Annotated in this window: 16 protein-coding genes; 12 read left to right on the top strand and 4 right to left on the bottom strand. The window is 64.7% G+C overall.

All coding sequences use genetic code 11. The features are described from left to right. Nucleotides 1–3 precede the first annotated feature (3 nt). The 3 genes from tssK to tagH all read right to left on the bottom strand — a co-directional run bounded on the left by tssK (nt 4) and on the right by tagH (nt 3428). Nucleotides 4–1338: a type VI secretion system baseplate subunit TssK gene (tssK, locus tag CAG11_RS01425; RefSeq protein ID WP_085594185.1), complete on the bottom strand. Its 1335-nt coding sequence runs from the start codon at nt 1336–1338 to the stop codon at nt 4–6. 15 nt (nt 1339–1353) lie between these two features. After that, nucleotides 1354–1863: a type VI secretion system lipoprotein TssJ gene (gene tssJ / locus CAG11_RS01420; protein WP_085594183.1), complete on the bottom strand. Its 510-nt coding sequence runs from the start codon at nt 1861–1863 to the stop codon at nt 1354–1356. A gap of 62 nt (nt 1864–1925) precedes the next feature. Beyond that, a complete protein-coding gene (gene tagH, locus CAG11_RS01415; RefSeq protein ID WP_085594181.1) occupies nt 1926–3428 on the bottom strand; it encodes a type VI secretion system-associated FHA domain protein TagH in 1503 nt (500 codons plus the stop codon). A 392-nt stretch (nt 3429–3820) separates the two neighbouring features. Here tagH and tssA point away from each other — a divergent pair, with 392 nt between their 5' ends. The 12 genes from tssA to CAG11_RS01355 all read left to right on the top strand — a co-directional run bounded on the left by tssA (nt 3821) and on the right by CAG11_RS01355 (nt 21246). Beyond that, nucleotides 3821–4840 carry a type VI secretion system protein TssA gene (tssA, locus tag CAG11_RS01410; protein WP_085594179.1) on the top strand — a complete coding sequence of 340 codons (1020 nt, stop codon included), beginning with the start codon at nt 3821–3823 and terminating at the stop codon, nt 4838–4840. Nucleotides 4841–4921: 81 nt separating this feature from the next. Further along, nucleotides 4922–5437, top strand: a complete 516-nt coding sequence (tssB, locus tag CAG11_RS01405) for a type VI secretion system contractile sheath small subunit (RefSeq protein WP_022641868.1) — start codon at nt 4922–4924, stop codon at nt 5435–5437. A gap of 15 nt (nt 5438–5452) precedes the next feature. Further along, nucleotides 5453–6946 carry a type VI secretion system contractile sheath large subunit gene (gene tssC / locus CAG11_RS01400; protein ID WP_022641869.1) on the top strand — a complete coding sequence of 498 codons (1494 nt, stop codon included), beginning with the start codon at nt 5453–5455 and terminating at the stop codon, nt 6944–6946. Nucleotides 6947–7033: 87 nt separating this feature from the next. Next, the gene (locus CAG11_RS01395; RefSeq protein WP_022641870.1) at nt 7034–7522 is read left to right on the top strand and encodes a type VI secretion system tube protein Hcp; all 489 of its coding nucleotides are present in this window, start codon (nt 7034–7036) and stop codon (nt 7520–7522) included. Nucleotides 7523–7668: 146 nt separating this feature from the next. Then, entirely contained in the window at nt 7669–8184 is a 516-nt protein-coding gene (tssE, locus tag CAG11_RS01390; RefSeq protein WP_022641871.1) for a type VI secretion system baseplate subunit TssE, read from the top strand. Beyond that, a complete protein-coding gene (gene tssF, locus CAG11_RS01385) occupies nt 8181–10040 on the top strand; it encodes a type VI secretion system baseplate subunit TssF (RefSeq protein WP_085594177.1) in 1860 nt (619 codons plus the stop codon). The genes tssE and tssF overlap by 4 nt, the downstream gene beginning before the upstream one ends. Further along, on the top strand, nt 10004–11056 hold the full coding sequence (gene tssG / locus CAG11_RS01380; RefSeq protein WP_085594175.1) for a type VI secretion system baseplate subunit TssG: 1053 nt from the start codon (nt 10004–10006) through the stop codon (nt 11054–11056). Before tssF ends, tssG begins: the two co-directional genes overlap by 37 nt. Then, complete coding sequence (gene tssH, locus CAG11_RS01375) at nt 11049–13724, top strand: type VI secretion system ATPase TssH (RefSeq protein ID WP_085594173.1); 2676 nt, start codon at nt 11049–11051, stop codon at nt 13722–13724. The genes tssG and tssH overlap by 8 nt, the downstream gene beginning before the upstream one ends. Before the next feature lie 69 nt (nt 13725–13793). Beyond that, nucleotides 13794–15731, top strand: coding sequence for a type VI secretion system tip protein VgrG (locus tag CAG11_RS01370; protein ID WP_085594171.1), 1938 nt, complete (start codon nt 13794–13796; stop codon nt 15729–15731). Between the two features lie 18 nt (nt 15732–15749). Beyond that, entirely contained in the window at nt 15750–16175 is a 426-nt protein-coding gene (locus tag CAG11_RS01365; RefSeq protein ID WP_085594169.1) for a DcrB-related protein, read from the top strand. Nucleotides 16176–16184: 9 nt separating this feature from the next. Beyond that, nucleotides 16185–20624: an RHS repeat-associated core domain-containing protein gene (locus tag CAG11_RS01360; RefSeq protein WP_085594167.1), complete on the top strand. Its 4440-nt coding sequence runs from the start codon at nt 16185–16187 to the stop codon at nt 20622–20624. Nucleotides 20625–20634: 10 nt separating this feature from the next. Continuing rightward, a complete protein-coding gene (locus tag CAG11_RS01355; RefSeq protein WP_085594165.1) occupies nt 20635–21246 on the top strand; it encodes an imm11 family protein in 612 nt (203 codons plus the stop codon). Nucleotides 21247–21264: 18 nt separating this feature from the next. Here CAG11_RS01355 and CAG11_RS01350 read toward each other — a convergent pair whose 3' ends face one another. After that, nucleotides 21265–21528, bottom strand: coding sequence for a hypothetical protein (locus CAG11_RS01350; protein ID WP_053133580.1), 264 nt, complete (start codon nt 21526–21528; stop codon nt 21265–21267). Nucleotides 21529–21536: the final 8 nt, after the last annotated feature.

Below are 21536 nucleotides of genomic sequence, written 5' to 3'. Positions count from 1 at the left end.
GACTTATCCTCGAATGGCCCAGAAGGCCAGGTTCAACCCCGGGAATTCCCCTGCGACGTGGAAGGCGAAACCACCGGAATGGGCCAGCTGCTTCCAGTGCTCGCTACCACGGTCGAGTTCGTAGTAGGTCGAACCCGCGTGATACGGCAACTGGCGTGGCGCCACCGGCAGCGGCAGCAGGCCGATGCCCGGCAGTTGCAGGTTGACCAGGTCGCGGATGTGCTCCACCGAACCGACCTTGCTCTGCTGGGCGAAACGCCCGCGCAGGGTCTCGCCGGGCACGTCGGCGCGCACCACCAGGATGAAGCTGGCGTTGTCCAGCAAGGTCCGGTCGGCCAGCATCGCCACGTGCACACCGTAGGCCTTCTCGACGATCGGGATCGGCGTGGCCTTGCTGTCGATCAGCATCGACAGGGCCTCGCGCAGCGCCTGCATGACCGGGGCGTAGCTCAGCGCCAGCTCGTCATGCTGGTACTGCGGGTATTCCGCCGGACGCCGGCTGCTGTTGGAGAAGGTCGAGAACTCGCCGGCCAGGCCCACCAGTTCGCTATAAAAGCGCTCCGGATGCAGCGGGCTGATCTGGTTCAGGTGGCTGATCAACGGCTGTGCGCGGTTGACCAGTTGCAACAGCATGAAGTCGGCGATTTCCGAAGCGCCACCGGCCCCCGAGGCCACCACGCGTCCGGCCAGGGCCTCGCCACGCTGGTGCAGCAGCCCCAGCAGCTCGCTGCGAAAGGCGCTCAACGGCTTGGAAGCCGCCACATCCAGCAACGGCGGGATGTAGCTGTCGTCCAGCACCAGGGCGCGGTCGGCACGCTTTTCCTTGATCCGCACCACGCCGACGGCGGCGTAGTCGCTCAAGCCGTCCTGGGCCGTGAGCAGGCGCAGGGCCCGTGACCCCACGGCCACCGGCGCGCGGTTTTCGAAGGCGGCGTTATCGTCACGCACCTCGCGCACCTGGCTCAGGTAGCGCGCCCCGCCCAGCTCCTCGCCTTCGTCCACGGTGTCCCGGGCGCCCGCGCGCTTGAGCGGCAGGGCCAGGTACACCAGGCCATCGCGCAGGTTGTCGTCGATGCTCAGCGGGCTCGGCGCCAGGTCGTCATGGGGAATGTTGAACGGCGTGCCGTCGGGCAACAGGCCACGGGCGCTGATGATCGCCAGCTTGCCCTGGGCCAGCAGGCCCTGGTCGATACGCAGCTCGGAAAACCCCCAGGCGCCGGTCGCCAGCGGACGACTGCGGGCGTCGATGAGGTTCTCCAGGTAACGGTCGTGCTGCTGGAAGTGCTGGGTTCCAATGAACATGCCTTCCGACCAGACCACTCGATTGTTCCAGGACATGGTTGCTCCGATTGCCTATTGGGCGGGGCTGGATGGGGACGCCGCGAGTTCGGCGCTGACCGCGCGCAGGTCGAGGCTGATCTGATATGCGTTGTTCAGGTGTGCCGCGGTATTGACGCTGACCCGCCACTGGGCCCGGTCGATCTCGCGAAAGCCCACCAGCAGGCCGACCTGGCGAGTGGCCGGGTCCAGGGTGCGCTTGAGGGTGAACTGATCGCCCGGCTGGACCAGCACTTCGTCCTGGTCGATCAGGTCGGGGCCGAGGGTCGCCGGGGCGCGCTCCGCCAGGGCGAAGTAATCGGCACGCATGAAGGCCGCGGGGTTCTTCAGTTCGAAGATCCGTACCCGCACCGGCGTGCTGCTGCCGTCAGGGCTGGGATTGAGCCCGGGCGTGGCCTGGAAATGCAGCTCCACCGAGGTGGCGCCGGGACCGTCCTTGGCCGGATCGGCCGCTGGTAGCGGGGTGTCCTTGGCACAAGCCGCCAGTACCAGCATGGCGACCAATGTCAGTAATCGTTGAATCATCCTGCGTCCTCAATGACGTGTCAGCTGTCCGTGTATCCGTGTCTGGGGGTTTCCAGGGGCGCTCAGGAGCGGCGCAACCGATGGGTGTGTTCTTCGTAGGCGCGACTGAACTCGCGACCGAAGAGGTCCTGGAAATCATCCTGGGCCTCCTGGGAAATCTGCTTGTAGAGCGCGGTGAACTGCTGCCAGTTCTGCGCCTGGCGCGAACCGCCGAAGAGGTTGCCCAGGCCGCCGGGCTTGCTCATGCGGGCTTCCAGTTCGCTGGGCTCGAAACGCCCGAGCAGGTGCTTGATGGCCGCTTCCACGCCGGCCATGACCGCCAGCTGGTGGGCACGCAAATCGTCGAAGCTGTCCTGCACCGCCTGGTCCGGGGCCATGAACGCCTGGCTGCTGTGACGCAGCAGCAAAAGCATCGCCTCGTCGACATTCGGCGCGAACTTCAGCGGGTTGTTCTCCACTGGGCGGATCATCGTCTGCTGCATGCGAAATTCGCCCTTGAGGCTACTGCGGGCACGCAACACGTCGATCAGCCCCTCGACCATCAGCCGATAACTGCGGCCCAGGCTTTCCATCTGCGCCGCGGCCTGTTGCGGATCGATACGCAAATGTTCCAGGCCAGCGCCACGCAGGAACGCTTGCAGCAGGTCGGCTGGCGGCAGCGGCTCGCCGGCTGGCGCGGTGGCCGGCGAAGCGACCGGGGCGGCAGGAGCGGCAACAGGTGCAACAGGTGCAACAGGTGCAACAGGTGCAACAGGTGCGACTGGCGCAACGGCCACGGGTTGCGACTCCTCGAATGGCGTGGCGAACTCGCCGATATCAGGGAACGGCGTCGCCGCCGGCGGCACTGGCGGGGCGGCCTCGGGCAGCGGTGCGGGCGCCGGCCTGGACGGCGTCTCGGCGAACAGGTCCCAGTCTTCCGGGATCATCCCCACCCCTTGGGGCGCTGGCGCCACCGGCGGCACCTGGGGCAGCGGCTGGGGAATGGCGGTAGGCGTCGGCGGCCGGAAGTCGTGCTGCTCGGCAGGGACATGGTCGGGCTGGGTCGCCGGCGGGGTCGCGCCCGGGGCCAGGAAGTCGAACAGATCGGGAAAGGTGTCCTGGGCCGAAGCGCCCTGGAAGTGCGCCACCGGCGCCATGGAGATCGGCTCGAGCGGCGTCGGCGGCGCCGCCTGGCGCCCCATCAGCGCCTCGAAGCTATTGGCGTTGTCCCCGGCGAAAACCTCGGCCTGGGACCGGCTCATGCTGAAATCGATTCGCGCGCTGATCTCGTAATCGCCGATCCGAATGACCTCGCCATCTTCCAGCAGCTCGCTGGCGCCTCGGCGCATGCGGATACCGGCGCGGACTAACTCCACACCATTAGTACTGTTATCGGTCAAGTAATAGCGGCCATCCTTGTATTGGATGACGCAATGTCGCGCGGAGACTAAGCGCTCGGGATCGGGAAGTACCCAATCGTTATCAGAACTACGGCCAATTGCCATCACTCCCTGGTTCATTAGTTTCTCAGGGCATTGACCGGGGGTAATCTTATGATAACTAGTGATAGTCAAACACAGCGACATCGCGCCTCCTTGCTGTACATCCGCGTGCGAACCGGCGTTGGGTAAAAAGTTCCGTAAAAAGATGAAAAGCCCGCAAAAATCCCTTAAATCGCACAGTTCACAGCACGTTCGCTCAACCTAACCGACACAGATGACAAAAGCCTTTCTTACGCCCTCGATTTGACCCTTCGGTCAGGGGGCCAAGTAAGGCGACATATCACTGTCATGCAAGGTGAATAGCTTACCTTGACAAGGCACAAGTACTACACCAAAAATGCACAACTTCTTGAACACGGATGATGGCTCACTAGTATCAAAGAGTCTATATAAACCAAGAAATGTGCGCGAGTTCACAATTAACTAGTGCATTAACTGCCTGACTGTCCTGCAGGCCGATAGGGAGATCGAACCAGGTGGATGTACCGATGTTGCTCGCTGCGATTTCAGCAACTTCGCCTTGTGGCGAAGACCTGGAATACGACGCGGATTTCTTGCATCTGGAGCGGTCCGCCCAGGGCCAGCCCGAGCGCAGCATGGGCGACTCGATCCTTCCGGCCGAACCGCCGGAGTGGCGCGGCATCCAGCAGCAGAGCCTGGACTTGCTGTCTCGCAGCAAGGACCTGCGCATCACCCATTTCCTGCTCCAGAGCACCCTGGCCCTCGAAGGCCTGCCGGGCCTGGCCACCAGCCTCGAGCTGATCGACGGCCTGTTGCGCGACTACTGGGAGCAACTGCATCCACGCCTGGACGCCGACGACGACAACGACCCTACCGTCCGTATCAACGCCCTCGCCGGCCTGGCTTCCGATACCACCATCGGCCTGCTGCGCGACGCCATCCTCACCCGTTCCCGGACCTTCGGCCCGGTCAGCGTGCGGGCCGCCCTGAATGCGGCCGGCTTGCAGCATTTTTCCGGCGAGAGCCTGGGCTCCGACCATCTGGCCGGTGCGCTGCAAGACAGCGACCCGGAGCACCTGGATGCCATTCGCCACGCCTTGAGCAGCGCTCGCTCGGCGGTCGAGTCCATCGAAAAGCAGGTCAGCGAACAGGTCGGCTCCGCCAGTGGCGTGGACCTCAGCGCCCTCAAGCAACCGCTGCGCCTGGCGTTGCAGGTGCTGGGCCAGCACGCTGCGCAGGCGGCCGACAGCCCCGCCGAAGCCGAGGTCGAGCCAGCACCCGGCCAAGAGCCCAGCGCCCCCACGGCGCCGGCCCAGCCCCGGGTGTCGGGGGAGATCAACAGCCGCGACGACGTGCTGCGCAGCCTCGACCGGCTACTGGCCTACTACAGCCGCCACGAGCCTTCGAGCCCGTTGCCGGTTTTGCTCAACCGGGCCAAGAACCTGGTCAACGCCGACTTCGCGGCCATCGTGCGCAACCTGATCCCCGACGGCATGTCCCAATTTGAAAACCTGCGCGGTCCCGAATCCGACTAATCGCGGACGGACCGAACAGTAACGTCAACGGCAATCACCGACCGACGCCAACACCGTCGCAGCAGCGACCAGGAGCACAACGTGGCGAAGCAAAGTTCTCAGAAGTTCATCGCGCGCAACCGCGCGCCCCGGGTACAGATCGAATACGACGTCGAACTCTACGGCGCCGAGAAAAAGGTCCAGCTGCCCTTCGTCATGGGTGTCATGGCCGATCTGGCGGGCAAGCCGGCCGAGCCCCTGGCCGCCGTGGCCGACCGCAAGTTCCTGGAAATCGACGTCGACAACTTCGACTCGCGCCTCAAGGCGATGAAGCCACGGGTGGCGTTCCACGTGCCCAACGAGCTGACCGGCGAAGGCAACCTGAGCCTGGACATCACCTTCGAGAGCATGGACGACTTCAGCCCTGCGGCGGTGGCGCGCAAGGTCGACTCGCTGAACCAGCTGCTGGAAGCCCGTACCCAGCTGGCCAACCTGCTGACCTACATGGACGGCAAGACCGGCGCCGAAGAAATCATCATGAAAGCCATCAAGGATCCGGCGTTGCTCCAGGCCCTGGCGAGTGCGCCAAAGCCTGTGGACTCCGAGCCTAACGCTTAATCAGGACCAACGATCATGACCGAATTGATGCGTGACAATCAGGCCCAACCCGGCGCCACCGAACAGGCCAGCGAATTCGCCTCGCTGCTGCTGCAAGAGTTCAAGCCCAAGACCGAACGCGCTCGCGAAGCCGTGGAAACCGCGGTCCGCACCCTGGCCGAACAGGCCCTGGCGCAGACCGACCTGGTGTCCAACGACGCGATCAAGTCGATCGAATCGATCATCGCGGCCATCGACGCCAAGCTCACCGCCCAGGTCAACCAGGTGATCCACCACCCGGAATTCCAGCAGCTGGAAAGCGCCTGGCGCGGCCTGCACTACCTGGTCAACAACACCGAGACCGACGAGCAACTGAAGATCCGCGTGCTCAACATCTCCAAGCCGGAGCTGCACAAGACCCTGAAGAAATTCAAGGGCACGGCCTGGGACCAGAGCCCGATGTTCAAGAAGATGTACGAAGAGGAATACGGCCAGTTCGGCGGCGAGCCCTACGGCTGCCTGGTGGGCGACTACTACTTCGACCAGTCGCCACCGGATGTCGAGCTGCTGGGCGAGCTGTCCAAGGTCTGCGCGGCCATGCACGCGCCGTTCATCTCCGCGGCTTCGCCGACCGTGATGGGCATGGGCTCGTGGCAGGAACTGTCCAACCCACGGGACCTGACCAAGATCTTCACCACCCCGGAATACGCCGGCTGGCGCTCCCTGCGTGAATCGGAAGACTCGCGCTACATCGGCCTGACCATGCCGCGCTTCCTGGCACGCCTGCCTTACGGCGCCAAGACCGACCCGGTGGAAGCCTTCGCCTTCGAAGAAAACACCGACGGCGCCGACAGCTCCAAGTACACCTGGGCCAACGCGGCCTACGCCATGGCGGTGAACATCAACCGTTCGTTCAAGCATTTCGGCTGGTGCTCGCGGATCCGCGGCGTGGAGTCCGGCGGCGAGGTAGAGAACCTGCCGGCGCACACCTTCCCCACCGACGACGGTGGCGTGGACATGAAGTGCCCGACCGAGATCGCCATCTCCGACCGGCGCGAGGCGGAACTGGCCAAGAACGGCTTCATGCCGCTGCTGCACAAGAAGAACACCGACTTTGCGGCCTTCATCGGCGCCCAGTCGCTGCAGAAACCGGCCGAGTACGACGATCCGGACGCCACCGCCAACGCCAACCTGGCCGCGCGCCTGCCGTACCTGTTCGCCACCTGCCGCTTCGCCCACTACCTCAAGTGCATCGTGCGCGACAAGATCGGCTCCTTCAAAGAGAAGGACGAGATGCAGCGCTGGTTGCAGGACTGGATCCTCAACTACGTCGATGGCGACCCGGCGCACTCCACCGAGACCACCAAGGCCCAGCACCCGCTGGCCGCGGCGGAAGTGGTGGTCGAGGAAGTCGAGGGCAACCCGGGCTACTACAACTCCAAGTTCTTCCTGCGCCCGCACTACCAGCTCGAAGGACTGACCGTTTCGCTGCGCCTGGTTTCCAAGCTGCCATCGGCAAAAGGCGCCTGACACCCCAACTAGCGGCCACTGCCCGAACGCCGGCAGCGGCCGCCAAGCTGAACAAACATCGTGGCAAGGGCCACACAGGGAGAAAACATGGCTGTTGATATTTTCATCAAGATCGGTGACATCAAGGGCGAGTCCATGGACAAAGCCCACAAGGACGAAATCGACGTGCTGAACTGGAGCTGGGGCATGTCCCAGTCCGGCAACATGCACGTAGGCGGTGGCGGTGGCGCGGGCAAGGTCAACATCCAGGACCTGTCGCTGACCAAGTACGTCGACAAGGCTTCGCCGAACCTGATGATGCATTGCTCCAGCGGCAAGCACATCGACAAGGTGCGCCTGACCGTGCGCAAGGCCGGCGGTGAAAGCCAGGTCGAGTACATGATCATCGACCTGGAAGAAGTGCTGATCACTTCCCTGAGCACCGGCGGTTCGGGCAGCGATGATCGCCTGACCGAAAACATCACCTTGAACTTCGCCCAGGTGGCGGTCGAGTACCAGCCGCAGAAAGCCGACGGCACCAAGGACGGCGGCCCGATCAAGTACGGCTGGAACATCCGCTCGAACACCAAGCGCTGATCCACTGCGGCCGCATCGCAGGCAACCGGCCCGGGCAACGTCCCGGGTCTGGTGGCCTGCGACAGCGGCTACAGGTTGGCGCGTTTTGAGGCTGCATTCATTTTCCTGACGTCCTGCCTGCGCAATCCGATCCTGGAGCGAACCCCGTGGTAACCGACATCGCCGCCCGCGATCGCTTGCAACCTTCCCTGCTGGATCGTCTGACCGACGACGAACCCGGCAACCTGAAAGAAAGCCCGGACAAGCGCGTCCTGTCCCTGAGCCAGCTCAAGGCCTCGGTCCTGCGCGATCTCGCCTGGCTGCTCAATACCACCTCATTGCTCGAAGCCGACGCCACCCTGCACACCCCCGCCGGCACCTCGGTGGTCAACTACGGCCTGCCGGCCCTGGCCGGGTACAGCGCGTCGAGCATCGATATACCGGCCCTGGAGAACCTGATCCACCAGGCCATCGCCACCTTCGAACCGCGGATCCTGCGCAACACCTTGCGGGTCCGTGCGCGCACCGCGCCTGGCGAGATGAACCACAACGCCCTGAGTTTCGAGATCGAAGGCGACCTGTGGGCACAGCCGATGCCCCTGCGCCTGTTGCTGCAAACCGACATGGACCTGGAATCCGGACATGTCCGGGTGGTCCAGGGCGACTCCCGGAGGCGCTCATGAACCCGCGCCTGCTGGACCTGTACAACCAGGAACTGCACCACGTGCGCGAGAGCGCCGCGGAGTTCGCCAAGGAATACCCGAAGATCGCCAGCCGCCTGACCCTGTCGGGCATGGACTGCGCCGACCCGTATGTCGAGCGCCTGCTGGAAGGCTTCGCCTACCTGGCGGCACGGGTACAACTCAAGCTCGATGCCGAATACCCGACCTTCACCCATAACCTGCTGGAGATCGCCTACCCGCACTACCTGGCGCCGACCCCGTCGATGACCGTGGTGCAACTGCAGGCCGATCCCGATGAAGGCAGCCTGGGCAGCGGCTTCACCCTGGAGCGTGGCACCAGCCTGCGCGCGGCCCTGGGTCGCGACACCCAGACCTGCTGCGAATACCGCACCGCCCACCCGGTGACCCTGTGGCCGCTGCAGGTGAGCCAGGCCGAATACTTCGGCAACCCCTCGGCGGTGCTCGGGCGCCTGGCCGCCAGCGAGCCCAAGGCCAAGGCCGGGCTGCGCCTGACCCTGCGCACCGGTGCCGAGCTGCCATTTTGCAGCCTGGCCCTGGACGAGCTGCCGCTGTACCTGAACGGCAACGACGAGCTGCCGTTCCGTCTCTACGAACAACTGCTGGGCAACGCTTGCGCGATCTTCGCCCGGGCTCCGGGCGGCGACTGGGTCGAACGCCTGCCCCAGGACGCCCTGCGCTCGCGGGGTTTCGACGATCGCGATGCGGCGCTGCCCGTGGTGCCCCAGGCGTTCCAGGGCTACCGCCTGCTGCAGGAATACTTCGCCCTGCCCAACCGCTTCCTGTTCGTCGAGTTCGCCCAGCTGGGCCGCGCCGTCCAGCGCTGTGCCGGCCAGGAGCTGGAGCTGATCGTGCTGTTCGAGCGCTTCGAGCAGAGCCTGGAAGGCAGCGTCGGCAGCAGCCAGTTCGTGCCCTTCTGCACCCCGGCGATCAACCTGTTTCCCAAGCGCCTGGACCGTATCCACTTGTCCGACCGGGTCAACGAGCACCATGTGATCGCCGACCGTACCCGGCCGATGGACTATGAAGTGCACTCGCTGAGCACCCTCAGCGGCCACGGCACGGGGCCGGAGCAGCCGTTCCTGCCGTTCTATGCGGTGCGCGACCCGTCACGCTACGGCCGCGACCAGGCCTACTACATCCTGCGGCGCGAGCCCCGGGTGCTGTCCAGCGACCAACGCCGCAACGGCCCGCGCTCGACCTACATCGGCAGCGAATCCTTCGTCAGCCTGGTGGACAGCCAGCAGGCGCCCTATCGCCATGACCTGCGCCAGCTCGGGGTCAGCGCCCTGTGCACCAACCGCGACCTGCCGCTGTTCATGAACGTGGGCAGCGGCAAGACCGACTTCACCCTGGCCGACAGCGCCCCGGTGCAGGCCATCCGCTGCCTGGCCGGACCGAGCCGGCCACGTCCCAGCCACGCCCATGACGGCAAGGCCTGGCGCCTGATCAGCCAGTTGTCGCTGAACTACCTGTCGCTCGCCGAGCAGGGCCAGGGCGCGGCGGCCCTGCGCGAATTGCTGCGCTTGTATGGCGACAGCAACGACGCGGCCCTGCAGTTACAGATCGAAGGCCTGCGCGAAGTCAGCAGCAAGGCGGTGACCCGGCGCCTGCCGATGCCCGGGCCGATCGTCTTCGGACGGGGCCTGGAGATCACCCTGGAATTCGATGAAAACGCGTTTCGCGGCACCGGGGTGTTCCTGCTCGGGGCAGTGTTCGAACGCTTCCTGGCACGCTACGTGTCGATCAACAGTTTTACCGAGACGGTGATCCGTACCACCGAACGCGGCGAGATCATGCGATGGAAAGCCAAGCCCGGACGTCGTCCGACTCTTTGAATACGCTGGCGGCGATGCACGCCGAGCCCTGGGAGTACGACTTCTTCCAGGCCCTGCGGCGTATCGAATGCCTGTCGCCGCAACTGCCGCGCTTCGGTCACTCCCTGCGCCTGGCGGACGATCCGCTGCGCCTGGGCCAGCAGGCCGATTGCACCTTCGCCCCGGCGACCCTGGCTTCGGTCACCCCCGGCAACGATGGCGCCAGCACTCGCCTGGAACAGTTCTTCTTCGGCCTGGGCGGGCCCAACGGGCCGATGCCGCTGCACTTCACCGAATACGTGCGCGAGCGCCAGCGCAACAACGCCGACAGCACCAGCAAGCGCTTCCTGGACGTGTTCCACCATCGCCTGCTGAGCCTGTTCTATCGCGCCTGGGCCGAAGCCCGGCCAACGGTCAGCCACGACCGCCCGGACGACGACTACTGGTCGGCGCGCCTGGCGGCCTTGAGCGGCCGGGGCATGCAAAGCCTGCTCAAGCAGGGGCTGATCGCCGACACCGCCAAGCTGCACTACAGCGGCCACCTCTCGGCCCAGACCCGCTACCCCGATGGCCTGCGGGCGATCATCGGCGAGTATTTCGGCCTGCCGGTGGCGATCGAGGAATACGTCGGCCAATGGCTGGAGTTGCCCGAGCGCAGCCGGGTCGGGGTCCAGGCCCACCAGCTGGGAGTGGACTTCTGCCTGGGCAGCCATGTCTGGGATCGCCAGCACAAATTCCGCATCCGCCTCGGCCCGCTGAAGCTGGACGACTACCTGGGGATGCTCCCCGACGGCCAGCAGTTCAAGGAACTGGTGGCCTGGGTCGCCGAATACCTGGGCCACGAACTGGACTGGGACCTGAACCTGGTCCTGCGCAAGGACGAGGTCCCCAAACTGCAACTCGACGGCCGCCAGCGCCTGGGTTTCAACACCTGGCTCGGGCGCCCCGGCAGCGATGCCGAAGACCTCATTCTGGCCCGGCACTACGCCGATCAGGCCACTACCTCACAAACACCAAGGAGCACAGAGCATGGGTGAAATCAGTCGCGCGGCGCTGTTCGGCAAACTCAACAGCGTTGCCTACAAAGCCATCGAAGCCGCCACGGTCTTCTGCAAGTTGCGGGGCAACCCCTATGTGGAGCTGGCCCACTGGTTCCATCAGTTGCTGCAGCTGCAGGACTCGGACCTGCACCGCATCATCCGCCAGTTCAACCTGGAGCCGGCGCGCCTGGCCAAGGACCTGACCGAGGCCCTGGACCGCCTGCCCCGGGGTTCGACCTCGATCACCGACCTGTCGTCCCACGTCGAGGAAGCGGTGGAGCGCGGTTGGGTCTACGGCAGCCTGATGTTCGGCGAAAGCCAGGTACGCACCGGCTACCTGGTGATCGGCATCCTCAAGACCCCAAGCCTGCGCCATGCGTTGCTGGGGCTGTCCAAGGAGTTCGACAAGATCAAGGTCGAGACCCTGGCCGAACGCTTCGACGAATACATCGGCGACTCGCCGGAAAACGCCCTGGCCGCCAGCGACGGCTTCAATGCCGGCGCGGTGCCCGGCGAAGCCAGCGGCGCCATGGCCCCCAGCGCCCTGGGCAAGCAGGAAGCCCTCAAGCGCTTCACCGTGGACCTGACCGAACAGGCCCGCAGCGGCAAGCTCGACCCCATCGTCGGCCGTGACGAAGAGATCCGCCAGCTGGTGGACATCCTCATGCGCCGCCGGCAGAACAACCCGATCCTCACCGGCGAGGCCGGGGTGGGCAAGACCGCCGTGGTCGAAGGTTTCGCTCTGCGCATCGTCGCCGGCGACGTGCCACCGGCGCTCAAGGACGTCGAACTGCGTAGCCTCGATGTCGGCCTGCTGCAGGCTGGCGCCAGCATGAAGGGCGAGTTCGAACAGCGCCTGCGCCAGGTCATCGAGGACGTCCAGGCTTCGCCCAAGCCGATCATCCTGTTCATCGACGAAGCCCACACCCTGGTCGGTGCCGGTGGCGCCGCCGGCACCGGCGACGCGGCCAACCTGCTCAAGCCGGCCCTGGCCCGCGGCACCCTGCGCACCGTGGCCGCCACCACCTGGGCCGAGTACAAGAAGCACATCGAGAAGGACCCGGCCCTGACCCGGCGCTTCCAGGTGGTGCAAGTGGCCGAGCCGTCGGAAGACAAGGCGCTGTTGATGATGCGCGGCGTGGCCTCGACCATGGAACAGCACCACCAGGTGCAGATCCTCGACGAAGCCCTGGAGGCGGCGGTCAAGCTGTCCCATCGCTACATCCCGGCGCGCCAGTTGCCGGACAAATCGGTGAGCCTGCTGGACACCGCCTGCGCCCGGGTCGCCATCAGCCTGCATGCGGTGCCGGCCGAGGTGGACGACAGCCGCCGGCGCATCGAGGCCCTGGAAACCGAGCTGCAGATCATCGCCCGGGAACAGGCGATCGGCGTCGCCATCGGCCAGCGCCAGGTCAACAGCGAGAACCTGCTGGCCGCCGAGCGTGAGCGCCTGGCCGAGCTGGAAAGCCGCTGGAGCGAAGAAAAGACCCTGGTGGACGAGTTGCTGGCCACCCGTGCCCAACTGCGCGAGAACGTCGGCCTGGTGGACAGCGATGCGGGCGATGAAGGCCATGGCCTGCGCGAGAAGCTGGTGGACCTGCAACAACGCCTCAGCGCCCTGCAGGGCGAGAACCCACTGATCCTGCCGACCGTGGACTACCAGGCGGTGGCCTCGGTGGTGGCCGACTGGACCGGGATTCCTGTGGGTCGCATGGCCCGCAACGAAATCGAGACCGTGCTCAACCTCGACCAGCACCTGAAGAAGCGCATCATCGGTCAGGACCACGCCCTGCAGATGATCGCCAAGCGCATCCAGACGTCCCGCGCAGGCCTGGACAACCCCAACAAGCCGATCGGCGTGTTCATGCTCGCCGGCACCTCCGGGGTGGGCAAGACCGAGACCGCCCTGGCCCTGGCCGAGGCCATGTACGGCGGCGAGCAAAACGTCATCACCATCAACATGAGCGAGTTCCAGGAAGCCCACACCGTGTCCACCCTCAAGGGTGCCCCGCCCGGCTACGTCGGCTACGGCGAAGGCGGCGTGCTGACCGAAGCGGTGCGGCGCAAGCCCTACAGCGTGGTGCTGCTGGATGAAGTGGAAAAAGCCCACCCGGACGTGCACGAGATGTTCTTCCAGGTATTCGACAAAGGCGTCATGGAAGACGGCGAAGGCCGCATGATCGACTTCAAGAACACCCTGATCCTGCTCACCACCAACGCGGGTACCGAGCTGATCGCCGATGTCTGCAAGAACCCGCAGGACGTGCCGGAGCCGGAAGAGATCGCCAAGGCCCTGCGCCAGCCGCTGCTGGAGATCTTCCCGCCGGCGCTGCTGGGCCGCCTGGTGACCATCCCCTATTACCCGCTGAGCGACGAGATGCTCAAGGCCATCACCCGCCTGCAACTGGGACGGATCAAGAAGCGCGTGGAGAGCACCCACAAGGTGGGCTTCGACTTCGACGACGCGGTGGTCGACCTGATTGTCTCGCGCTGCACCGAGACCGAAAGCGGTGGCCGCATGATCGACGCCATCCTGACCAACAGCCTGCTGCCGGACATGAGCCGCGAGTTCCTCACGCGCATGCTCGAAGGCAAGGCCCTGGCCGGAGTGCGCATCAGCCAGCGGGACAACGAACTGCACTACGACTTCAGCGAGCCAAACTAAGCATCAGCGGCAGGCTTGTAGCCAGCAACTTGCAGCTTGCCGCTGCTTTCCCCCTCAACGAGACTGACGATGCTATTTCAGCAATCCACACGACTGGCGCAGGTCAACTGCCCCCTGGGCCCGGATGTCCTGCTGCTCAAGAGCATGGGCGGCGGCGAGGAGCTGGGGCGCCTGTTCGACTACCAGCTGCAGCTGACTTCCAGCGACGCGGCCATCGACCTCAACCAGCTTCTGGGCAAGCCCATGGGCTTGAGCGTGCAACTGGACGGCGGCGGCCAGCGGCATTTCCACGGCATCGTGGCGCGTTGCAGCCAGAACGTCGACACCGGCCAGTTCGCCAGCTACCAGGTGACGCTGCGGCCCTGGCTGTGGTTGCTCAGCCGCACCTCCGACTGCCGGATTTTCCAGAACCTGAGCATTCCGCAGATCATCAAGCAGGTGTTCCGCGACCTGGGTTTCTCGGATTTCGAAGACGCCCTGAGCCGTCCCTACCGCGAGTGGGAATACTGCGTACAGTACCGCGAGACCAGCTTCGATTTCGTCAGCCGGTTGATGGAGCAGGAAGGCATCTACTACTTCTTCCGCCACGAGAAGGACCGCCATGTGCTGGTGCTCGCCGACGCCTACGGTGCCCACGGCAGCGTGCCCGGCTACGCCTCGGTGCCCTACTACCCGCGTGATGAACAGCAGCGCGAGCGCGACCATATCTTCGACTGGCACCTGGCCCAGGAAGTCCAGCCCGGCTCCCTGGAGCTCAACGACTACGACTTCCAGCGGCCCAGCGCGCGAATCGATGTACGCTCGGCCATGCCGCGCCCGCACACCGCCGGCGACTACCCGCTGTACGACTATCCCGGCACCTACGTGCAGAGCAGCGACGGCGAGCACTATGCGCAGACCCGCATCGAGGCCCTGCAAAGCCTGCACGAGCGCATCGAGCTCAGCGGCAACGCCCGTGGCCTGGGAGTGGGCAACCTGTTCAGCCTCACCGGCTTCAGCCGCCAGGACCAGAACCGCGAGTACCTGATCGTCGGCATCCGCTACTACGTGGTCCAGGAAAGCCTGGAAAGCGGTGGCGGCGGCGGTGGCGCGCAGTTCGAAAGCCACCTGACCTGCATCGACTCCCAGCAGAGCTTCCGGCCCCTTTCCAGCACCCACAAACCGCTGGTCCAGGGCCCGCAGACCGCACGGGTGGTGGGCCCTTCCGGCGAGGAGATCTGGACCGACCAGTACGGCCGGGTCAAGGTGCACTTCCACTGGGATCGCCATGACCAGTCCAACGAAAACAGCTCCTGCTGGATCCGCGTGTCCCAGGCCTGGGCCGGCAAGAACTGGGGCTCGATGCAGATCCCGCGCATCGGCCAGGAAGTCATCGTCAGTTTCCTCGAGGGTGACCCCGACCGGCCGATCATCACCGGCCGCGTATACAACGCCGAGCAGAGCGTGCCCTACGACCTGCCGGCCAACGCCACCCAGAGCGGCATGAAGAGCCGCTCGAGCAAGGGCGGCTCGCCGGCCAACTTCAACGAAATCCGCATGGAGGACAAGAAGGGCGCCGAGCAGCTGTACATCCATGCCGAGCGCAACCAGGACATCGTGGTCGAGGTCAACGAGAGCCACTCGGTGGGCAACAACCGCAACAAGAGCATCGGCCACGACGAGTTCGTGACCATCGGCAACAAGCGGGTGCGCATCGTCCGGCACGTGGATGAACTGGCGGTGGGCGAGAAGAAACTCGACAGCATCGGCCAGAGCTACGTGATCGAGGTCGGCGAGCGCCTGCGCCTGGTCTGCGGCGCCAGCATCCTGGAGCTCAACGCCAGCGGCCAGATCAACCTGTGTGGGGTCAACATCAGCGTCCACGCCTCCAGCGACGCGCAGATCAATACCGGCGGCGTGCTGCACCTGAACAATGGCGGCGGTCCGGGCACCACCACCGAGGGCCAGGGCGTACAAGGCGCCATCACTGCCAAGGTCAACGCGGTCTTTCCCGCCCCCAAGGGTTAATCAAAGGACACATGGGTCATGACCTATCGCCTCAATGAACTGCAGTTCCAGCCGCCAGCCGGCGAACTGCAGGACGCCTCGATCAACATCCTCAAGTTCCCGGCCCTGGGCACTTCGCTGATCGTCAGCCGCAGCCTGCTGGCCGCTGACGAAACCCTGGAGAGCAACCTGGCCAGCCAGCTGCAACGCCTGGAGCAGCAGGTGCAGGAACTGCGTGTGCAAGAACCCCAGCCGGTGCTGGTGGGACCAGCCAAGGACATCCAGGCCATGGAGCTGCGCAGCCAGTTCACCAAGGGCAAGGAGCGCGTATTCCAGTACCAGCTGGCGCTGGTGCTACCCGGCACCCGGCAAATGCTCGCCATGAGCTACGTCAAGGCCCAGAAACTCGGCGACGCCGAAGCCGCGCATTGGCAGCAGATCAAGAACACCCTGGTCCTGGGCTGAGGTTCGCGCATGTCTGATGCACTCTGGGCCGCCCGCCTGGGCGACGGGCTGGAACACACCTCGATGATGGCCGACATCCTCGGCGGCGTACTGGAGGCAGCCGCTACCATCGCCATCGGCACTCTGGCCACCATGGCCGTGGCCGCGGCGGTAGGCGTCAGCCTGGCCACCGGCGGCCTCGGCGCCTGCGTCCTGGGGCTGGTGGTCAGCGTGGTGGTCGGCGTGGCCATGAGCAAGACCGGCGCCGATAAGGGCCTGAGCAGTTTATGCGAGGACATAGGTAACGCGCTGTTCCCGCCCTCGATCCAGGCCAACATCGCCAGCGGCTCCGACGACACCAAGATCAACAACATCCCCGCGGCCCGGGCCGCCGGGATCGCGCCACCGACCCGGATCAGCGGTGACGGCGCCGAGGAAGGCGAAAGCACCGACAGCCCATCGGCGACCCCGGAGGAAGAACCAGGCTTCATCGACATGGCCAAGGAGTTTTTCTCGCAGATGTGGCGGCCCACCGTGGCCACCCCTGCTCCCGGCTCCGAGCCCAGGGACCAGGACCTGATCACCTGCACCAAGCACCCGCCCATGCCACCGCAGTACCTGGCCGAAGGCTCGGAGAAGGTCAGCATCAACGGCCAGCCGGCGGTACGCAGTGGCGATCGCAGCACCTGTGACGCCAAGGTGGTATCGGCCGGCCCCATCTCCCCCGACGTGACCATCGGTGGCGGCTCGGTGGTGGTGCGCGAGATCCGCAGCGGCAAGACTCCGGGCATCGGCCTGGCGCTGACCGTGCTGATGATGCTCAAGGGCGGCAAGGGCAAGTTCTGGAGCAACCTGCCGTGCATGCTGATGTCGGGGGTCAACTCCTTCGTGGTCAGCCAGGCCACCAGCGCCCTGACCCAGGCTATCGTCAGCTCGACCAATCCGGTGCATGCGGCCACCGGGGCCAAGGTACTGGGCGATGACGACGACCTGGACTTCGCGCTGCCCGGCGTCCTGCCCATCGACTGGCAGCGTGTCTACAACAGCCGTGACGAGCGTCGTGACGGCTTGTTCGGCGCGGGCTGGAGCGTGCGCTACGAAGTCTGCGTCGAGCTGCAAGCACATCCCCTGGGCGGCGAGCGACTGGTCTATACCGATGAGCAGGGACGGCGCATCGACATGGGCTCGATTCCCCTGGGCTCGGCGGTGTTCAGTGATGGCGAAGGGCTCAGCGTACGGCGCAATCCCGATGGGCGCCTGCTGATCGAAAGCGAAGATGGGCTGTACCGCCTGTTCGAGCCCAGTCCGGCCAACCCACAGCGGCTGCGCTTGAACCAGCTGGGCGATCGCAACCACAACCGTATTTACCTGGACTACGACACCAGCGGGCGCCTTGAGCGCCTGCGCGACACCTTCGACCAGGTCCAGGCCGAGCTGGTCTACAGCACTCAGTGGCCGGCCCGGGTGGCACGCATCGAGCGCCTTTATCCCGACCGGCAGCGCCAGTTGCTGGCCAGCTATGCCTATGACGATCGCGGTGACCTGGCGCAAGTTCAGGACATCAGCCAGCAGGTGCAGCGACGCTTCGCCTATGACAGCGGTCGGCGCATGATCGAGCACCGACTGCCTACCGGCCTGCGCTGCTTCTACGAGTGGGCCTGCATCGACGAGCGCGAATGGCGGGTGGTGCGCCACTCCACCGACGCTGGCGAGGAGTTTCGCTACGAATACGACTTGCAGGCAGGGCTCACGCGGGTGACCGACAACCTGCAGCGCCAGAGCCTGCGCCGCTGGAACCGACAACAGCAGATCACCGAGTACCAGGACAACCTGGGACAGGCCTGGCATTTCCAGTGGAACGAGGAACGCCAGTTGCTTGGCGCCACCGACCCGCAGGGCGGGCAGTACCAGTACCAGTACGACGAGGCCGGCAACCTCTGCCGCAGTGTCGACCCCCTGGGGCGGACCGAGTCGACCCTCTGGCTGGAGCACTGGGCATTGCCGCTGGCGCAGACCGACGCCGCGGGCAATACCTGGACCTATCAATACGATGAGCGTGGCAACTGCATTCGTGAAACCGACCCGTTGGGACACAGCACCCGCTATCACCATGACGGGCGCGGCCAGGTCCTGGAAATCATCGATGCCAGCGGCAAGAGCAAGACCCTGGCCTGGAACGACCAGGGCCAGTTGCTCAGGCATGTGGACTGCTCCGGCTACCCGACCAGCTTCAGCTATGACCGTCAGGGCTATCTGCAAGTCATCACCAACGCGCTCGGCGAGCGCCAAGTCTTCGAGCACGATGTCCAGGGCAACCTGCTGCAGAACCAGTTGCCTGACGGACGCAGCGAACGCTACCAGTACGACGCCAGCGGCCTGCTGACCCAATACACCGACCCGGCAGGCCAGAGCACCGCCTACCAGTACGACCACCGGGGCCAGCTACAACTGCGTATCGACCCACTGAGGCGGCAGGTACGCTTGGAGTACGATGTCTTTGGCCGCCTGCTGGCACTGACCAATGAAAACGGCGAAAGCTACCGCTTCACCTGGGATGCCGGTGACCGCCTGGTGCAACAGCAGGATCTGGACGGCAGCGCCCGCCGCTTCGTCTACGACCGCCTGGACCAGGTTGCCCGGCTGGAATTCGTTCCCGCACCCCCAAGCGCAGAATCCACGGCGATAGACCCCATCGTGCATGAGCTACAGCGTGACGCGATTGGCCGCCTGGTCGGCAAGATCACCAGCGACGGCCAAACGCTCTATGGCTACGACGTCCTGGACCAGCTGACCGAGGTGACATTCACCGACAAGGCCGGCCAGCAACAGAAACTGGCGTTCGCCTACGATGCCATCGGCCAATTGCTCGCAGAACACAACCCCAGCGGTAACCTGCATTACCAATACGACGAGCTGGGCAACCTCACTCGCACCCAACTACCGGATGGCCGCTGGCTCAATCGCCTGTATTACGGCAGTGGTCACTTGCACCAGATCAACCTCGACGGCCAGGTCATCAGCGACTTCGAGCGCGACCGTCTGCATCGCGAGGTGCTGCGCACCCAGGGCCGAATCAGCACGCGCAGCGAATATGATCGCGGGGGTCGCCTGCGCGCACGCCTGCAACACCCGACCCAGGCTCAGGGCAATCCAGCGCTGGAGTTGCACAAGCATTTCGAGTTCGACCCTGGCGACAACCTGATCGGGCGGATGAAGCGCCAGCCCCACGGGCAAGACAGGCAATTGCTGCACTACGATGCCAGCGGCCTGATCATCGCCAGCCAGAACCGCGCCAACGGTCAGGACGAAACCTTCGGCTACGACGCGGCGGCCAATTTGCTCGATCCGTCGCGGCCATCCGGCGGGCTGGTGCGTCACAACAAGCTGCTGACCTACCAGGACAAACGCTATCGCTACGACGGTTTCGGCCGGATGATCGAAAAACGCAGCACCAGCCGGGGCCTGCAGCTCTTCACCTACGATGCCGAGCATCGCCTGGTGGAAGTGCGCAACCAGGGCGCCGCAGGCCAGACACTGGTGCGCATGAGCTACGACCCGTTCGGCCGGCGCGTTGCCAAGAGCCTCTACGACAGCCAGGGCCAGCTCCTGGAGCAGACCCACTTCACCTGGGATGGCATGCAGCTGTTGCAGGAGCGCAGCAGCCGCCTGGACAGCCTCTACATCTACGCCCCCGACAGTGACGAGCCCCTGGCCCGGGTCGATGGCCAAGGTGCCGCGCAGAAAGTCCGGTATTACCATAACGACTTCAGCGGGTTGCCCGAGCAGTTGACCGAGGTCGACGGCCATAACGTCTGGAAGGCCAGCTACCGGATCTGGGGCAACACCTGGGAAGAAGCACGTGAGCCCTACTACATCGAAGAGCAGAACCTGCGCTTCCAGGGACAATACCTGGACCGTGAGATCGGCCTGCACTACAACACCTTCCGCTTCTATGACCCGGACGTAGGGCGCTTTACCACACCGGACCCGATTGGCCTGGATGGTGGCCTGAACCTCTACCTCTATGCTCCCAATCCCTTCGGCTGGATCGACCCGCTGGGCTGGAGCTGCACCGCGTCGATCAACAGGAAGATCAAGGCGCTCAAGAAGCAAGGCTTCCAGGACCACCATATCCTCAGCGACAAGCACCCCAGCACGAAGAACCATCCATTGCTTAAGCTGGCTGGCTACGATCTGCAGAGCCGGCAGAATAAGATCTTCCTGCCGAACAACAAGGCCGCCTTGACCTACAAGAAAAGGTCGATCCACCAGGGCCGCCATGCAAGCCGAGTCAGCGAAAACCTGGCGACGAAAATGACCCAGGCACAAAAACTCGGCAAGAAGAACAAATGGACCCAGGAGCAGTACCGCAAGGCCCTGGACAAGATCGTCGCCGATGAGCGCAAGTTGTTGCGCTCGGGCGATCGACAACTGAACAAGAACGCCCGGCCGGGCGCCTATTACGACTAGGGACAACGAGATGATCCTGAGCTGGAAAGCCCCGATCCACTACAACGAGAAACTGATTGGCTCCTATGACGCCGACAGCGGCTCATATGAGACTTCCGGTTCCGACTTCGACTACCTGGCCCTGCTGGAAGGCGAGCCGTATCCGGCAGCGATGGACAAACCACCACTGTTCTTCCAGTGCACGGTGAAGAAACTGCTGGCGCTGGACTGCCTGTGGCTGCTGGGGAGCGTGCCCCTGGTATCCGCACGACTGGCGGACTTTCTGCGCGAGCATGCGGGCAGCGACATCGAACTGCTCCAACCGCGCAGCATCACTGCCGACGGCCAGCAGATCAGCGAGCCGTTCTATATCGTCAATGCCTCCAGGGCCGTCAATGCCATCGACCACGGACGCTCCGAAGCCGAGCGCGACGATGACGGCAACATCATCTACTTCAAGCAGACCTGGTTTCTCGATGCGGTGCCCGATATGGGCCAGATCGCCAGGGAGGCGCAGTCTGGAGACCTGCTGCTCAGCTCGGGCCTGGCCGATCGACTGATCGATAGCGGCTTCAAGGGCGACAAGGGCCTGGGCCTCTACAGTGCCGAACGGCGCTTCGTGCCCTATCGGAACAATGCCTGAAGATCGAGGCTGGCCGGGTCAGATCGCCGTACCGCGCCTCTTGCCCGGTTTGATGATCAGCAACTGGTCCAGCTCCTGCTTCCGGGCGCGGGTGACGAACTCCAGCGCGGCCTGCATATCCCTCTCGAACAACTCGAAAGTCGCCCGGTCGATGGTGTAGTACTCCTCGTAATCGACCACGCCGCTGCTGACCGGGAAGGAGAGGTAGTACTGACCGGAAATTTCTTCGACGCCCATCGAGAACAGCTCCTCACGGCTGACGAACAGAGCGCTGAACTTCATATTGCTCC

The sequence above is a fragment of the Pseudomonas sp. B6(2017) genome (assembly GCF_002112765.1).
Classification (GTDB): domain Bacteria; phylum Pseudomonadota; class Gammaproteobacteria; order Pseudomonadales; family Pseudomonadaceae; genus Aquipseudomonas; species Aquipseudomonas piscis.
This window is presented reverse-complemented; position numbering and strand designations above follow the sequence as displayed.

What these genes read in the sequence shown, in the direction of transcription:
- tagH (WP_085594181.1), bottom strand. Translation starts at nt 3,428, where the DNA reads ATGTCGCTGTGTTTGACTATCACTAGTTATCATAAGATTACCCCCGGT.
- tssF (WP_085594177.1), top strand. Translation starts at nt 8,181, where the DNA reads ATGAACCCGCGCCTGCTGGACCTGTACAACCAGGAACTGCACCACGTG.
- CAG11_RS01370 (WP_085594171.1), top strand. Translation starts at nt 13,794, where the DNA reads ATGCTATTTCAGCAATCCACACGACTGGCGCAGGTCAACTGCCCCCTG.
- CAG11_RS01360 (WP_085594167.1), top strand. Translation starts at nt 16,185, where the DNA reads ATGTCTGATGCACTCTGGGCCGCCCGCCTGGGCGACGGGCTGGAACAC.
- tssK (WP_085594185.1), bottom strand. Translation starts at nt 1,338, where the DNA reads ATGTCCTGGAACAATCGAGTGGTCTGGTCGGAAGGCATGTTCATTGGA.
- tssJ (WP_085594183.1), bottom strand. Translation starts at nt 1,863, where the DNA reads ATGATTCAACGATTACTGACATTGGTCGCCATGCTGGTACTGGCGGCT.
- CAG11_RS01350 (WP_053133580.1), bottom strand. Translation starts at nt 21,528, where the DNA reads ATGAAGTTCAGCGCTCTGTTCGTCAGCCGTGAGGAGCTGTTCTCGATG.
- tssH (WP_085594173.1), top strand. Translation starts at nt 11,049, where the DNA reads ATGGGTGAAATCAGTCGCGCGGCGCTGTTCGGCAAACTCAACAGCGTT.
- CAG11_RS01365 (WP_085594169.1), top strand. Translation starts at nt 15,750, where the DNA reads ATGACCTATCGCCTCAATGAACTGCAGTTCCAGCCGCCAGCCGGCGAA.
- CAG11_RS01355 (WP_085594165.1), top strand. Translation starts at nt 20,635, where the DNA reads ATGATCCTGAGCTGGAAAGCCCCGATCCACTACAACGAGAAACTGATT.
- tssC (WP_022641869.1), top strand. Translation starts at nt 5,453, where the DNA reads ATGACCGAATTGATGCGTGACAATCAGGCCCAACCCGGCGCCACCGAA.
- tssG (WP_085594175.1), top strand. Translation starts at nt 10,004, where the DNA reads ATGGAAAGCCAAGCCCGGACGTCGTCCGACTCTTTGAATACGCTGGCG.
- CAG11_RS01395 (WP_022641870.1), top strand. Translation starts at nt 7,034, where the DNA reads ATGGCTGTTGATATTTTCATCAAGATCGGTGACATCAAGGGCGAGTCC.